The organism is Aeribacillus sp. FSL K6-8210 (assembly GCF_037963925.1).
GTDB lineage: Bacteria > Bacillota > Bacilli > Bacillales > Aeribacillaceae > Aeribacillus > Aeribacillus composti.
Genome location: NZ_CP150172.1, coordinates 2,382,011 through 2,396,048 on the forward strand (window position 1 = coordinate 2,382,011; position 14,038 = coordinate 2,396,048).

Annotated in this window: 14 protein-coding genes and 1 other annotated feature; all 14 genes read right to left on the bottom strand. The window is 41.1% G+C overall.

What is annotated here, in order from left to right:
* Position 1: 1 nt before the first annotated feature.
* The 14 genes from NSQ41_RS11370 to pgeF all read right to left on the bottom strand — a co-directional run bounded on the left by NSQ41_RS11370 (position 2) and on the right by pgeF (position 14,024).
* A complete protein-coding gene (locus NSQ41_RS11370; RefSeq protein ID WP_063388472.1) occupies positions 2 to 1,279 on the bottom strand; it encodes a dihydroorotase in 1,278 nt (425 codons plus the stop codon).
* Positions 1,263 to 2,177, bottom strand: coding sequence for an aspartate carbamoyltransferase catalytic subunit (locus NSQ41_RS11375; RefSeq protein WP_339209968.1), 915 nt, complete (start codon positions 2,175 to 2,177; stop codon positions 1,263 to 1,265). The genes NSQ41_RS11370 and NSQ41_RS11375 overlap by 17 nt, the downstream gene beginning before the upstream one ends.
* 155 nt (positions 2,178 to 2,332) lie before the next feature.
* Complete coding sequence (locus NSQ41_RS11380) at positions 2,333 to 3,628, bottom strand: solute carrier family 23 protein (protein WP_339209969.1); 1,296 nt, start codon at positions 3,626 to 3,628, stop codon at positions 2,333 to 2,335.
* Between the two features lie 783 nt (positions 3,629 to 4,411).
* A complete protein-coding gene (pyrR, locus tag NSQ41_RS11385) occupies positions 4,412 to 4,957 on the bottom strand; it encodes a bifunctional pyr operon transcriptional regulator/uracil phosphoribosyltransferase PyrR (protein ID WP_063388474.1) in 546 nt (181 codons plus the stop codon).
* A gap of 163 nt (positions 4,958 to 5,120) precedes the next feature.
* A complete protein-coding gene (locus tag NSQ41_RS11390) occupies positions 5,121 to 6,035 on the bottom strand; it encodes an RluA family pseudouridine synthase (protein WP_327873773.1) in 915 nt (304 codons plus the stop codon).
* A 3-nt stretch (positions 6,036 to 6,038) separates the two neighbouring features.
* Positions 6,039 to 6,515: a signal peptidase II gene (lspA, locus tag NSQ41_RS11395; RefSeq protein ID WP_063388476.1), complete on the bottom strand. Its 477-nt coding sequence runs from the start codon at positions 6,513 to 6,515 to the stop codon at positions 6,039 to 6,041.
* 94 nt (positions 6,516 to 6,609) lie between these two features.
* Positions 6,610 to 6,948, bottom strand: coding sequence for a molecular chaperone DnaK (locus NSQ41_RS11400; RefSeq protein WP_232515561.1), 339 nt, complete (start codon positions 6,946 to 6,948; stop codon positions 6,610 to 6,612).
* Between the two features lie 253 nt (positions 6,949 to 7,201).
* Positions 7,202 to 9,976, bottom strand: a complete 2,775-nt coding sequence (gene ileS, locus NSQ41_RS11405) for an isoleucine--tRNA ligase (protein WP_144597715.1) — start codon at positions 9,974 to 9,976, stop codon at positions 7,202 to 7,204.
* A 52-nt stretch (positions 9,977 to 10,028) separates the two neighbouring features.
* Positions 10,029 to 10,253: a binding site (T-box leader), on the bottom strand.
* A gap of 51 nt (positions 10,254 to 10,304) precedes the next feature.
* Positions 10,305 to 10,814, bottom strand: coding sequence for a DivIVA domain-containing protein (locus NSQ41_RS11410; protein ID WP_063388479.1), 510 nt, complete (start codon positions 10,812 to 10,814; stop codon positions 10,305 to 10,307).
* Positions 10,815 to 10,909: 95 nt separating this feature from the next.
* On the bottom strand, positions 10,910 to 11,686 hold the full coding sequence (locus tag NSQ41_RS11415) for an RNA-binding protein (protein WP_063388480.1): 777 nt from the start codon (positions 11,684 to 11,686) through the stop codon (positions 10,910 to 10,912).
* Positions 11,687 to 11,764: 78 nt separating this feature from the next.
* Positions 11,765 to 12,028 (bottom strand): YggT family protein, encoded by a 264-nt coding sequence (locus NSQ41_RS11420; RefSeq protein WP_063388481.1) that lies wholly within the window; start codon positions 12,026 to 12,028, stop codon positions 11,765 to 11,767.
* Between the two features lie 9 nt (positions 12,029 to 12,037).
* Entirely contained in the window at positions 12,038 to 12,499 is a 462-nt protein-coding gene (locus NSQ41_RS11425; protein ID WP_063388482.1) for a cell division protein SepF, read from the bottom strand.
* 22 nt (positions 12,500 to 12,521) lie between these two features.
* Complete coding sequence (locus NSQ41_RS11430; RefSeq protein WP_066246582.1) at positions 12,522 to 13,193, bottom strand: YggS family pyridoxal phosphate-dependent enzyme; 672 nt, start codon at positions 13,191 to 13,193, stop codon at positions 12,522 to 12,524.
* A gap of 3 nt (positions 13,194 to 13,196) precedes the next feature.
* Positions 13,197 to 14,024, bottom strand: coding sequence for a peptidoglycan editing factor PgeF (gene pgeF / locus NSQ41_RS11435; protein WP_063388484.1), 828 nt, complete (start codon positions 14,022 to 14,024; stop codon positions 13,197 to 13,199).
* Between the last annotated feature and the right edge of the window lie 14 nt (positions 14,025 to 14,038).

The window sequence follows — 14,038 nt, forward strand, 5'->3', positions numbered from 1 at the left end:
ATTACTCTCCCCTTTTCCAAACGATTTTGCCGTCCACCATTGTTAAAACAGGCCAGCCTTTTGCAAGCCAGCCGTTAAACGGCGTATTTTTTCCTTTTGATGCAAATGTTGAGGCATCTATTCTTTTTTCTTCCTGTAAATCAATGAGCGTCAAATCTGCAGAAATGCCTTCTTTTAATTCCCCCATATCCAAGTTAAAAGCTCTAGCAGGCTTTACCGTCAGCCAATCAACAAGTTGTTTCAATGTAAAAATGCCCCGTTCGACAAAATATGTGTACAAAAGAGGAAAGGCAGTTTCCAACCCGACGATCCCAAACGGCGCCTTATCGACCTCTAAAGATTTCTCCTCCATCGTATGAGGCGCATGATCCGTAGCAATAAAATCGATTGTTCCATCCAACAGCCCTTCGATTAATGCTTTCTTGTCTTCTCTGCCTCTAAGCGGCGGATTCATTTTAAAGTTCGGATTAAGCTCCGGAATATCTTCATCACATAAAAGAAGATGATGCGGGGTCACTTCGCATGTCACGCGGATGCCTGCTTTTTTGGCGTCTCTGACGGCTCTGACAGATTCTTTTGAACTAATATGGCACACGTGGTAATGGCAGCCGCTAGCTTCTGCCAGCAGAACATCTCTTGCAATTTGAACGGACTCACATACAGATGGAATGCCGGATATACCGTGATTTTTTGCAAAAACTCCATCATGGAAGGATCCGCCGTTGATAAGGGTATTGTCTTCACAATGCGCGACAATTGAATATCCTTTCTCCGCCGCTTTTTTCATTGCCTGAAACATCATGCCGGCCGACTGGACACCTACGCCATCGTCCGTAAAGGCAAAAGCACCTTCCTCTTTTAATGCATCAAAATCCGTTAATTCGCTTCCGCTTTGCCCAAGTGTGATCGCTGCATAAGGAAGAACGCGAACCTTTGCTGTTTCTTTAATTCGCTTTTGTAAATTGATCATTTTTTCTTTCGTATCAATAGGCGGCTTCGTATTAGGCATGGAGGCAACGGTTGTAAAGCCGCCCTTCGCTGCAGCCAGCGTGCCGGTGGCAATCGTCTCTTTCGCTTCTCCACCCGGTTCACGCAGATGAACGTGAAGATCGATGAATCCATGGGAAAGAAGCTTTCCGTTGCAATCGATCACGTCTCCCGCTCCATCAGCTATCTCTTCCGATATTTGTTTGACTATTCCGTTTTCCACAAGAACATCCCGTTTTGTCAATTCGCCTTCCTCTGTTAACAATTGCGCATTTTTAAATAGAATGGACATGTTTCTTCTCTCCCCCTTGTGCTTTACTTTCAATCGCCTGTTTTATAACTGCCATGCGGACAAATACACCGTTTTCCATCTGTTTAAAAATTCGCGATCGGCTGCACTCTACTAAATCTCCGTCGATTTCAACTCCTCTGTTGACCGGTGCAGGGTGCATAATAATCGCATGGTCCTTCATCATTTTTTCCCGTTCCTTTGTCAATCCGTACTGCTCCAAATATTGATCAGCTGTCCATTTTTCGCTGTGGCGTTCATGCTGGATTCTTAAGAGCATCACAACATCTGACATTTCGATTGCTTCATTGATCGATACGTATGTACCGTATGGATTGGTGTCGTCCCGAAATTTTTCAGGTCCAGAGAACAATACGGTTGCCCCGAGCCTTGTCAGCACTTCTGCATCAGATCTTGCTACACGGCTGTGGCGAATGTCACCGATGATGGAAACCGTCAATCCGTTAAAACTCCCAAACTCTTCACGAATTGTCATCAAATCGAGCAAACATTGCGTTGGATGGTGTCCGCACCCATCGCCAGCATTTAATATGGATACTTGGACACGGCCGATCAGCTCGTCAAAATACCGATCCTCGGGATGTCGGATGACGACTGCCTCGACACCGATTGATTCTAAAGTTTTTACAGTATCGTACAACGATTCTCCTTTTTGAATGCTTGAAGAAGCTCCATCCACATTTAAAATGTCAAGTCCAAGTTTTTTTTCAGCAGCTTCAAAACTAAACCTCGTCCTCGTACTCGGCTCAAAAAACAAGTTGGCGATAAATGTTTGTTCTCCGACTTTCCATCGTTTTCCCATTTTAAAGTGTTCCGCTTCATCCAAAATGGCAATAATCTCTTCAGTTGACAGCGTGCTCATGGTCACTAAATGTTTCATCGCTTTCTTCCCCTTTCCTTTAAATAAAAGCGATTGACGTTTGAATTTTAAAAAAAATACCCTGCCAAGGCATGACAGGGTGTAAGCAAATGGCGAAGCTTGATTTGTCTCACACACCCTTGAAAGCCTCTCTGGACTTTTTTAAAAGGTGATTGCTACGCTACAGAATCTTCTTCATTTGTGTCAAAAATATGTTCTTCTTTTTTTCCTGGGAGCACAAAGTTTAAAATGACGCCAATGATTGCAGCTAATGCCATTCCGTGTAATTCGAAGCTTTCACCGAACTTAATCATTGCTTCGCCAATTCCTATTACTAAGATGACGGAAGTGATAATTAAGTTTCTTTTTTCGTTCAGATCAACTTTATGCTCAATCATCATTCTTAATCCTGAAGATGCGATGATCCCGAAGAGAAGTATTGAAACGCCTCCCATTACTGGAGTTGGAATCGAACTGATCAAGGCTGATATTTTTCCAATAAAGCCAAACAAGATTGCGAATAGAGCTGCACCGGCAATGACATAAACGCTGTAAATTCTTGTAATCGCCAATACGCCGATATTTTCGCCATATGTCGTGTTCGGCGGTCCACCGATAAGAGATGCAATCATGGTTGCCGCTCCGTCGCCGAGAATGGAACGGGCAAGTCCAGGGTCTTTGATTAAATCTTTTCCGATTACTTGGCTTAGCAGCATTTGGTGACCGATATGCTCGGATAATGTCACCACTGCGACTGGAACCATCAGCAGAATGATTTCAGATGTAATGTGAGGTGTATAATCAACAAATGGAATGATAAAGTTCGGGAGCTGAAACCATTTGGCTTCCGCCACTTTTTGAAAGTCGACAATGCCGATTATAAGCGAGTATACATATCCGCCGAAAATTCCGATTAATACAGGGATTAGGTTAAAAAATCCTTTAAAAAATGCCATTGTTATAATGGTGATCAGAAGCGTAACAAGACCTGCTGAAAAGTGAAGCAAGCTGTAATGTCCTTTAGGATCGTTCATGGCCATACTCACAGCTGTTGATGCAAGGCCAAGTCCGATTACCATAATTACTGGACCGACGACAACAGTTGGAAGTAATTTCATAATCCATTTATATCCTGTCTGTTTGATGATAAGTGCGACAACTCCGTAAACTAAACCTGCCAAAAAGCTGCCGATCATCGCCGCTCCTACACCGCCGGCAGCTTTAGCCGCAATTAACGGTGTGATGAAGGCAAAGGAGGAGCCGACATATGCCGGCACTTTTCCTTTTGTGATCAAAATAAATGCGAGTGTGCCGAGACCGCTGGAAATCAAGGCAACAGAAGGATCAATTTTGACTAAAAACGGTACGAGAATCGTTGCTCCAAACATGGCAAATAAATGTTGGAAGCTTAGGGCGAGCCATGTGATAAAATCAGGTTTATCATGAACATCTAGTATAATATTTCTTTTCATGTTTTTTCCTCCTTATGGAATTTGCAATCGAGTAGGAGGGAGCGATTAACTCCCGTCCTCTCACACCACCGTACGTACGGTTCCGTATACGGCGGTTCAATTAAGATGATTGACGCAAGTCTTTATAACTTCCGTGAATAGCTGTTCTCTTTATGCCAGTGGTCACTCCACCCTCCAAGAGGTCTCCCACGGGATTCACCGCTTCCTTCCTCAAGTGAGGTACTACGTTTTCTGTGTTCATCATGACTCACTGAATGCCAAGGGCTATTCTCTCTTAATTGTTCGGTCCTTCTTAGTTGTTCTAGACCAACTAATACTATGACCTCTGCTGACTTCTGACGGTTCAGCTACTTATCACTAAGTAGGTTATGAAGCGCATTTCACCTATCCGCCAGACCTCCCCGGGTAAGTACATGCACTTTCACACCATCTATCCGCCTCATTTACTCGATATGACCTTCGACAGAAAGAGCTTTGTTTTGTTTGGCAAACTCACTCAATCATACCTAGCCTTATATGAGGTTCGTGTTCCTCGGACCGGTGTTTTGCCTCCAGCTTCCTTCAGATTCCGCGTCACCACGGACACCCTTGCTCTTGGCTAACCTCTACTTCTGTCTTCGGGGTTCGGGACTTACACCCTATAGTTCATGTACATGCCGGGCGCACCAAAAAAACCTCTTTGGCCGATGAGGCACAAAGAGGTTTTGCCAAAGTGCATACAAATAGCGTATACACCTTTCGGACCCCTTTGCAGCCTCACGGGACTGCTATTAAAAGGGACATCTATTCATTTTCATAAATGGATACTTTTTCTTTTTCATCTACTTCCAAAAGCTGTACAACAATTTTTTCTGATTTTGAAGTAGGTATGTTTTTCCCGACATAATCCGCTCGGATCGGCAGTTCGCGATGGCCGCGGTCAACAAGTACAGCTAGCTGGATTTGCGCTGGCCTGCCGTAGTCAACAATGGCATCCATCGCTGCCCGTACCGTTCTTCCCGTGTAAAGGACATCGTCTACTAAAATGACTTTTCGATTGTTAATATCGATCGGGATATCTGAACCTTTAACGAGCGGTTCACCGCTTTCTGTTTTTTGTGTTAAATCATCCCGGTAAAAAGTAATGTCAAGGTTGCCGACAGGTATCTCTTTTCCTTCAATGTCCTCTATTCTTTTTGCAAGACGTTTGGCTAGATAAATTCCCCTTGTCTTGATTCCGACCAAAACACAATTATCTATACCTTTATTGTGTTCGATAATTTCGTGGGCTATTCTAGTTAGCGCCCTTCTGATCGCCTGCTCATCTAAAACAACCGCTTTTTCCGGCATGCTCATCACCTCAAATTTCGGTTAAAAAAACCTCTCATCCTGAGGATGAGAGGTTTTGTGCATAGCTCACCTATTGCCATACGATTCCTTCTCAGCCTCACGGGACTGCAGTTAAAGGATGCTGTATTGTCTAAACGTATTATGACAGAGCAGCTCGTAAATGTCAACGATCATTTCTTAACATTTGCAAAATCTTTTCGAATTCTTCCGGGAGCGATGCTTCAAACTTCAAAAACTCTTTTGTTCTTGGATGCTCAAAACCAAGTACGCCTGCATGAAGAGCCTGTCCATGAATCGGAAGTGTTTTTTTCGGTCCATATTTTGGATCGCCGGCTAGCGGAAAACCGATATATTTCATATGCACGCGGATTTGATGCGTTCTTCCGGTTTCCAGTCGACATTCAATATATGTATAATCCGAAAATCGTTCCAGCACATGAAAATGGGTGACAGCTTCTTTACTGTTTGTTTTTGTTACCGTCATTTTTTGCCGATCCTTTGGATCCCTGCCGATCGGAGCATCAATTGTGGCATGATCGTGCGGAATTACCCCGTGTACAATCGCCTTATATCTCCTTTCAACCCTCTTTTCCATTAATTGATTTGCTAATGATTCATGAGCGTAATCATTTTTGGCAACCATTAATAAACCTGAAGTATCTTTATCAATCCGGTGAACAATTCCCGGACGAAGGACTCCGTTAATTCCGGACAAATCTTTACAATGATATAAAAGACCGTTCACAAGTGTTCCTGAAGTGTGTCCCGGCGCTGGATGGACGACCATCCCACGCGGTTTATTGACAACGATGACATCTTCATCCTCATAGTATATATCAAGCTCCATCGGCTCAGGCTTGACATCCAGCTCTTCCGGTTCTGGAACAGATACAGTGATGACATCACCAATTTGGCACTTGTAATTGGCCTTCACCGATTTTTCATTTACTGAAACAACCCCGTCCTTGATCCAATTTTGGACCAACGTTCTTGACCAATTCTCATCTTTATTGGCCAAAAATTTATCTATTCGTTCATGTTCCTCTTTTTCCGTCACAACAAAAGTAAATTGCTCCATTTTCTACTCCTTTTGCTTCTTTTCTTCAAAAAACAGAAAATATATGAAAAGTAAAATAACACCGATTGTTAAAGATGAATCGGCAATATTAAAAATTGGAAAATTATAACCGAAAATATATGTATGGATAAAGTCCACCACCTCTTTGCGGAAAAGGCGGTCAATAAAATTCCCAATCGCTCCGCCGAGCATTAAGCTGAGAGCAACCCCCAGCATTGCATTTTGTTTCGCATATTTTTGCATATAATAAATAATCGCTACGACAACAATAATGGTAATCACATAAAAGAACACCATCTGGTTTTGCAATATTCCCCAAGCCGCTCCTTTATTGCGGTGAGACGTTATGTATAAAAATCCGTTGATAATTTCAATGCTTTCGCCAATTTCCATATTTTTTACGATCAGCCATTTTGTCCATTGGTCGAGAGCGATGACAAATAATGCAATCAAATATTTAAGCACACTGCGTTCCTCCACTCACTGGCAAGTTTCCATCAAATTTTAGCACATTTTTTGACAAACAGTAAAGAAGGGGAACAAGCAAAAAAGTGAAGCTTGTTCACTTCACTTCTTAATGATATTCTAGTGTTTTTTTTAAATATGATTTCATATTGAGAAAATCATGAATCGTTCTGGCTGTCGGAATTTGTGCCAATTGTTCGAGCGGCAATTTTTGCAATGTTTCTTCACATATGCCATAAAGTCCATATTCCATTTTTTCCAATGCAAGCTCAACATCGTTGAGCTCATTTTTTACATCCCGGATAAAAATCGGGTCATCCAATTGACTTTTGGCGAGCCGCGCATTAAGTTCGTCCTTCATTAACGTTAATTCGTCTTTGATTTGATCGAGCGGATTCATTATTAAAACCCCCTCGTCTGTTTTGTATTTATATTGTAACCGCCGCACTGCCTCCTATCACATTCAAGTTTTTCCACACACGTTAATAGCGGCTTGGAAATGATTCACACTTTAAAAGCTAAAAAGCTGAATTCTTCTTTCAATTTTGAGCAAAGTATTCATTTTTGAAAAAGCATCCGAGAAAACTTTTCCAATTGACTATGACGGATTTCAATGAAAGATCGTTCTTTTTATGACACTTCTTTATGAGGAAGCATTGCTAAATGAAAAAACTCCCTGTTTGCACAGGGAGCTGATAAAACTAAGCTAAATGGCTGTAGTGATCTTTCACAATGCTTGCACATCTTTTGCACAGTGTCGGATGGTCTTGATCAGTGCCTATATCTGTTGAAACAACCCAACATCTTTCACAAGTTTCACCATCCGCTTGCTTCACAATTATTTTGATGCTATCAAATGTTTGCGCTTCTTCTGGAGCATCTTTGTAATCACCGGCAATTTCTAACTGGGAAACAATAAACAGCTGTTTTAAGTCTTCTTGTATTGAATTGAACAATTCTTTTATTTCTTCGTTCGGATAAAGGATGAGAGCAGCATTTAACGATTTGCCGATCACTTTTTCATTTCGGGCAATTTCCAGGGCCTTTAATACATCATCTCGAACTGACATAAACTGATCCCATTTCGCTTCAATCTCTTTGCTGCCTTCAATCTCTACAGCTTCCGGCATATCGACAAGCTGTACGCTCTTTTCTTCGACTGATTCAATATGTCCCCATACTTCTTCTGTTGTATGCGGCAAAATCGGTGTCATCAGCTTTACAAGAGCAAGAAGCGCTTCATATAAAACCGTTTGGATAGAGCGTCGATTATGGCTGTCAGCAGCCTCAATATACAGAATGTCTTTTGCAAAATCAAGATAAAATGAGCTTAGCTCAATCGTACAGAAATTGTGAACGTCATGATAGATGGATGCAAAATCATATTCTTCATATGCTTTTCGCACTTTGGCAATTAGTTTATTCAGTTTAATGAGAATATAGCGATCCACTTCTCTTAATTTTTCTACAGAAACACGATGCTGATTTGGATCAAAATCAAACAAATTTCCTAACAAGAAACGGTACGTGTTGCGAATTTTCCGATATACTTCAGATACTTGTTTTAAGATTGCATCAGAGACGCGAACATCCGATTGATAATCAACTGATGCTACCCATAGACGAAGAATATCTGCTCCAAACTGTTCCGTCACTTTGGCAGGAACAACAACATTTCCTAACGATTTGCTCATTTTCCGTCCTTCGCCGTCCAGCGCAAATCCATGGCTTAAAACGCCTTTATATGGAGCTTTTCCGGTGACAGCAACTGCTGTAGACAGCGATGAATTAAACCAGCCGCGATATTGGTCAGAGCCTTCTAAATAAAGATCAGCAGGACGCTGCAAATCTTCCCGTTCAACTAAAACTGCTTGATGAGAAGAGCCTGAATCGAACCAAACGTCCATAATGTCTGTTTCTTTTGTAAAAATGCCGTTCGGGCTTGAAGGGTGTGTAAATCCTTCTGGAAGCAGGTCTTTTGCTTCGCGTTCAAACCAAACGTTCGAGCCGTGCTCGCGGAACAGTTTTGCCACATGTTCAATCGTTTCATCTGTTATGATCGGCTCCCCATTTTCACCATAAAACACTGGAATTGGCACGCCCCATGCCCGCTGACGGGAAATACACCAATCGCTTCGATCGCGGATCATGTTATGAATGCGAATTTCTCCCCAATTAGGGATCCATTTCGTTTCTTTAATTGCTTGCAGCAATTCGTCTCGAAAATCTTTAATGGACGCAAACCATTGCGCTGTTGCTCTGAAAATCGTTGGTTTCTTTGTCCTCCAGTCATGTGGATAGGAGTGAGTAATAAATGAAAGCTTTAGCAATGCCCCTACTTCTTCTAATTTTTCCGTTATTTTTTTATTTGCGTCATCATAAAACAATCCTTCGAACCCTGGAGCTTCTTCTGTCATGTACCCTCTTTCGTCGACAGGACATAATACGCCTAGGTTATATTTTTGTCCGACGACAAAATCGTCTTCCCCATGGCCTGGCGCTGTATGGACGCATCCTGTACCAGCGTCGGTCGTTACATGTTCGCCAAGGATCACTAATGAATCGCGGTCATAGAACGGGTGTTTCGCAACCACATATTCCAGCTCTTTGCCTTTAAACGATTTCACTACTTCATATTCTGTCCAGTCCAGCTCTTTTGCCACTTCTTCGAGCAGGGCAGATGCGATCACAAACTTGTCAGCTCCAACCTTCACTACAGAATATTCCAAATCAGGATGAACAGCAATTCCTAAGTTTGCAGGGATAGTCCACGGAGTAGTCGTCCAAATGACGATTTTTTCTCCATCTGTTAATATATTTTTTCCGTCCTTTATTTCAAATGCAACATAAATAGAAGGCGAGCGTTTGTCATAATATTCAATTTCCGCCTCTGCCAAGGCAGATTCGCTCGATGGAGACCAATAAACCGGCTTCAAGCCTTTATAAATATATCCCTTTTTTGCCATTTCTCCAAAGACGCGAATTTGCTGGGCTTCATATTCTGGTTTCAAGGTGACATATGGATTTTTCCAGTCGCCTCGAATTCCAAGGCGTTTAAATTGCACGCGCTGGCGCTCAATTTGCTCCCATGCATATTGCTCGCAATGTTTTCGAAACTGCGCGACATCCATCTCTTTTCGATTGATTTTTTGTTTCTTCAAAAGTGCTGTTTCAATTGGCAGACCGTGCGTATCCCATCCTGGAACATACGGTGCGCAATATCCGCTCATGGATTTATAACGGACAATAATGTCTTTTAAAATTTTGTTTAAGGCATGCCCCATATGAATATCCCCGTTTGCGAACGGCGGACCATCATGTAATATGAAAAGAGGCCGTCCTTTCGTGCGCTCCTGCACTTTTTCATAAATATCCATCTCTTCCCATTTTTTCTGGATCTCAGGTTCTTTTTTCGGAAGGTTTCCTCTCATTGGAAAGTCTGTTTTCGGCATTCGTAACGTCTCTTTATAATCCATTCCCATTCCTCCACATAATATTTGTTCACTAAAATAAAAAAACTCCTCATCCCTAAGGGACGAGGAGGAATCTCGCGGTACCACCCTTTTAGATGCGCACAAATCATGCACATCCACTCATAAACATAACGGACTTGGCCGCCACAGCCTACTAGCATGTTTCAGCTATGGACTCAAGGGTGATGTTCATCCTTTCGCCTTTACCCGGGCTTCCACCGTCCCCGGTTCGCTGTCATAAAGGGCTTGAAAGGACTACTGTCCCTCTCATTGTTTTGTCATATTCCGTTTTATTTTCGTATTATATGAAATCACGAACAAAAAAGTCAAGTTATACTTTCGGTTCTTCCGCTTCTTCTCCTAAGATTGGCTCGACATTGTATTCCATTAAGTGATCCCAATCATCATTTTTTAGCAGATCAAGCTGTGCTTCGATGAGCATTTGAAAACGGGTGCGGAATACTTTTGACTGCTTTTTCATCTCTTCGATTTCCATTGCAATTTTATGCGATTTAGCAAGTGCTTCATTGATGATTCTGTCAGCATTTTTTTCCGCTTCTTTAATGATCAGCTTCGCTTCCTTTTGAGCGTTTCTTTTCACATCTTCCGCAGCTTCCTGCGCAACTAAAATCGATTTATTTAACGTTTCTTCTATATTTGTAAAGTGATTCAGCTTCTCGGTTAATTCCTTCACCTTTAATTCCAATTCTTTCTTTTCGCGGATGACCATTTCATAATCTTTAATCACTTGATCTAAAAACTCATTTACTTCATCTTCATCATAGCCGCGAAAGCCTTTTGTAAATTCCTTGTTATGAATATCCAGCGGGGTTAAAGGCACAAATTCCACCTCCATATGTATGTTTTTCGCAAAACACTAATCCAATTATAAACGATTTTTCGACAGAATGGGCAAAAATCTTTCCATTTGTAATATTATTTTTGTATTCCGATCTTAATGCGCCACTTATCTTTTCTTGTTTTCCCTTCAATTGCCAAAACTTTGCTTCTTCCGAATCCTCGGACAGATAACACATCATCTTCCGCAATTTCAAAATGAGCATCCTCAACAATTTTCCAATTGACTTTGACAAGACTATTTTCAATAAGCGATTTTATTTTTTGCCGAGATTGGTGATAAACATTTGCTAGAACAGCATCGAGCCGAAGCGAAGAAACGGTGATCAAAGAAATATCCATTTCTTCTTCATGAGAAAACACATCTTCGAATGGAATCTGTTTCAAACGAACGGAAATCTTTCCAATTTTATTCCAGTTCAGCTGCAGAAAATTGGCAATTTCTTGCGCAACCATGACTTGCACCGTTTCATCATGAATGATAATGTCGCCGAACTTGCTCCGTTTTAAGCCGAGCGACATAAGCGATCCAAGCACTTCGCGATGTGATAATGTTACGAATTTTTTCGGGAACATGATTTCAAATGCGAACATTGAAAAATCATCTAATGTCGGTTGAATATAGTCAGGGTAAAAAAAAGCCCGCTTTCTTTCAGCATTTTTATAGCCTCCGAAAAATTGCACGTGAACATCCGGATTTTCACCGATCAATGTCTTAATGATTTTCTGTTCCCGCGGATCTAAAAAATCGGTCAATTTTGGCCGATATTGCTCAGTCACAATTTGTTTCCATCCAAAGACTTTGTCAATGAACTCCCTTTCTTCTTTGCGAAAATGCTGATAAACACTCTCCATAAGAGACAACTCCAATTATGATATGAAAAGAGCCGATTGGCATACAAAACAATTCGAATGTCAATCGGCGAATGAATTTTATGAAATCATACTAAAAAGAGCATACAGCCCATAATCTGCAAAATGCAGGGCAATCAATGCAACAATAGGAGATACATCAATCATCCCTAATGGAGGAATGATTCTTCTAAACGGTTCTAAATAAGGCTCACATATAGCCGCTAAAAATTGTCCAATGGACGTTTCCCTTGCATTCGGAAACCAAGACATCAAAATATAAATGATAATCGCATAGGAATAAATATCGAGCAAAAAACTTAATATGTTATATATTGTCCCCATCAATCATTTCTACCACCTTTTATTTTCATCATCTGCCATGAAATCGGAAATGGAGCCGGCGACATCTACGTTATCTGGGGTACATAAAAATATGTTTGTTCCAACACGCTGGATGTCTCCGCCAATCGCATAAACAGTGCCGCTTAAAAAATCAACAATTCTTTTTGCCTGATCATGCCCGATCCGCTGCAAATTGACAATGCATGAACGGCGGTTTTTCAGATGATCAGCAATTTCTTGCGCCTCTGAATACGTTCTTGGCTCACATAATATTACTTTAGTGGATTTTTGGGCGCTTTGCAAACTTACAACATTTTGTTTTCCGAAAGCGGCATTTTTTTCAACGCTGCTGTTGTGATTGAACATAATCGGTTCATGTTGGTGTTTCTCTTCCGGAGCTTCCATATCTTCAATCTCATAATCTTCATCATCGAGGGCAAAAAAGCTTTTAAATTTATTCTTTAAGCTCATCTGATTTACCTCCAGTTTCGTTTTATGTACCTACTAGCGAGGAGCCGATGCGAAGATAAGTAGCCCCTTCTTCAACCGCGATTTTGTAGTCGTTGGACATCCCCATTGATAGCTCTGTACATGGTGCATTCGCTATATTTAGTGCTTTCACTTGTTCCTGCAGTTGCTTTAAACTTCGGAAGCATCTTCTGATTTCATCTTCATCTTCTGTAAATGGAGCCATTGTCATTAATCCGACAACTTCGATATGGCGATACTCCTTCAACTGTTGAATAAAATCAATGCATTGTTCAGGAGCCACGCCATGCTTTGACTGTTCGCCAGATGTATTTACTTGCACAAAGCATTTGATCGTTCGATCTGCTCTTTTTTCAATTTCGTTTGCTAGCGATATTCTATCCAACGAATGAATATAATCGACCTTGTCTATAATATTTTTCACTTTTCGAGTTTGAAGTGTGCCGATGAAATGCCAGACAGCTTTTGACCCAATGCTGTTATATTTCGATAAAAAACCGTCATCCCTGTTTTCGCCTAAGTGTAAAATGCCTGAATTTATCGCCTCTATAGCCCGTTCTACCGTTACATATTTCGTCACTGCAATAATTTGGATATCATCTATTTTTCGATTTGATTTTTTGCATGCTTGTTCGATTTCCTGTTGGATTCGTGCTAAATTTTCTTTCACTGACAAGGCTTAGTATCCCTCCTTCAAACCGATAAATCCCATCATTCGTCCTGTTTTCCCTTGATCTCTTCGATGGGAAAAAAACAAATCTTGATCGCAGCTTGTACAATATGAGGTCAATAGGATTTGATGTTCCGGCACTCCTTTTTTCATTAACAATCTTTTGTTGATTTCTGCAAGATGAATAGAATAAAGGCCGTTCTCAAGCTGTTTATAAAATGTCGTCTCATTGTCAAAAAGAGGTTTGATCGCATCGATCACATCGTCATTGACGACATAACAGCATTCGCCGATTGAAGGACCTATGGCTGCAAATATATTTTGAGCTTGCACACCTTCGTGCAAAACCCAACTGTCGATCATTTCACCTGCTATATTTTTCGCAGTCCCTCTCCAGCCCGCATGTGCGATGCCAATCAGTGAGTCTTTTGGAGAAAAAAAGAAAATCGGAACACAATCAGCAAAAAAAAGGGAAAGTAATATATTTTTTTCCGATGTGTATAGGCCGTCCGTTTGAGTGATGCATTGACGATATGTAAAAACCCCTGATCCTTTATGTTTATTTACTACCTTGACAATTTGTTTGTCATGGACTTGATCGGCACATACCCAGTTTGGTAGATCAAAACGAATTTTGTCCCCAATGATTTTTCGATTTTTGATCACCGTTTCCTTTTCATCATTCACATGAAGACCTAAATTTAATGAAGCAAAACCATTCTTGGAAAATCCTCCTTTTCTCGTCGTAAAACCTGCTGTAATCTGAGAATGAAGCTTCGCCCAAGCAGGTATGGAGAAAAAAGATTCATCTGTTAATTGAAACGGTTCATGTTTCATTGTACCATTCCTCT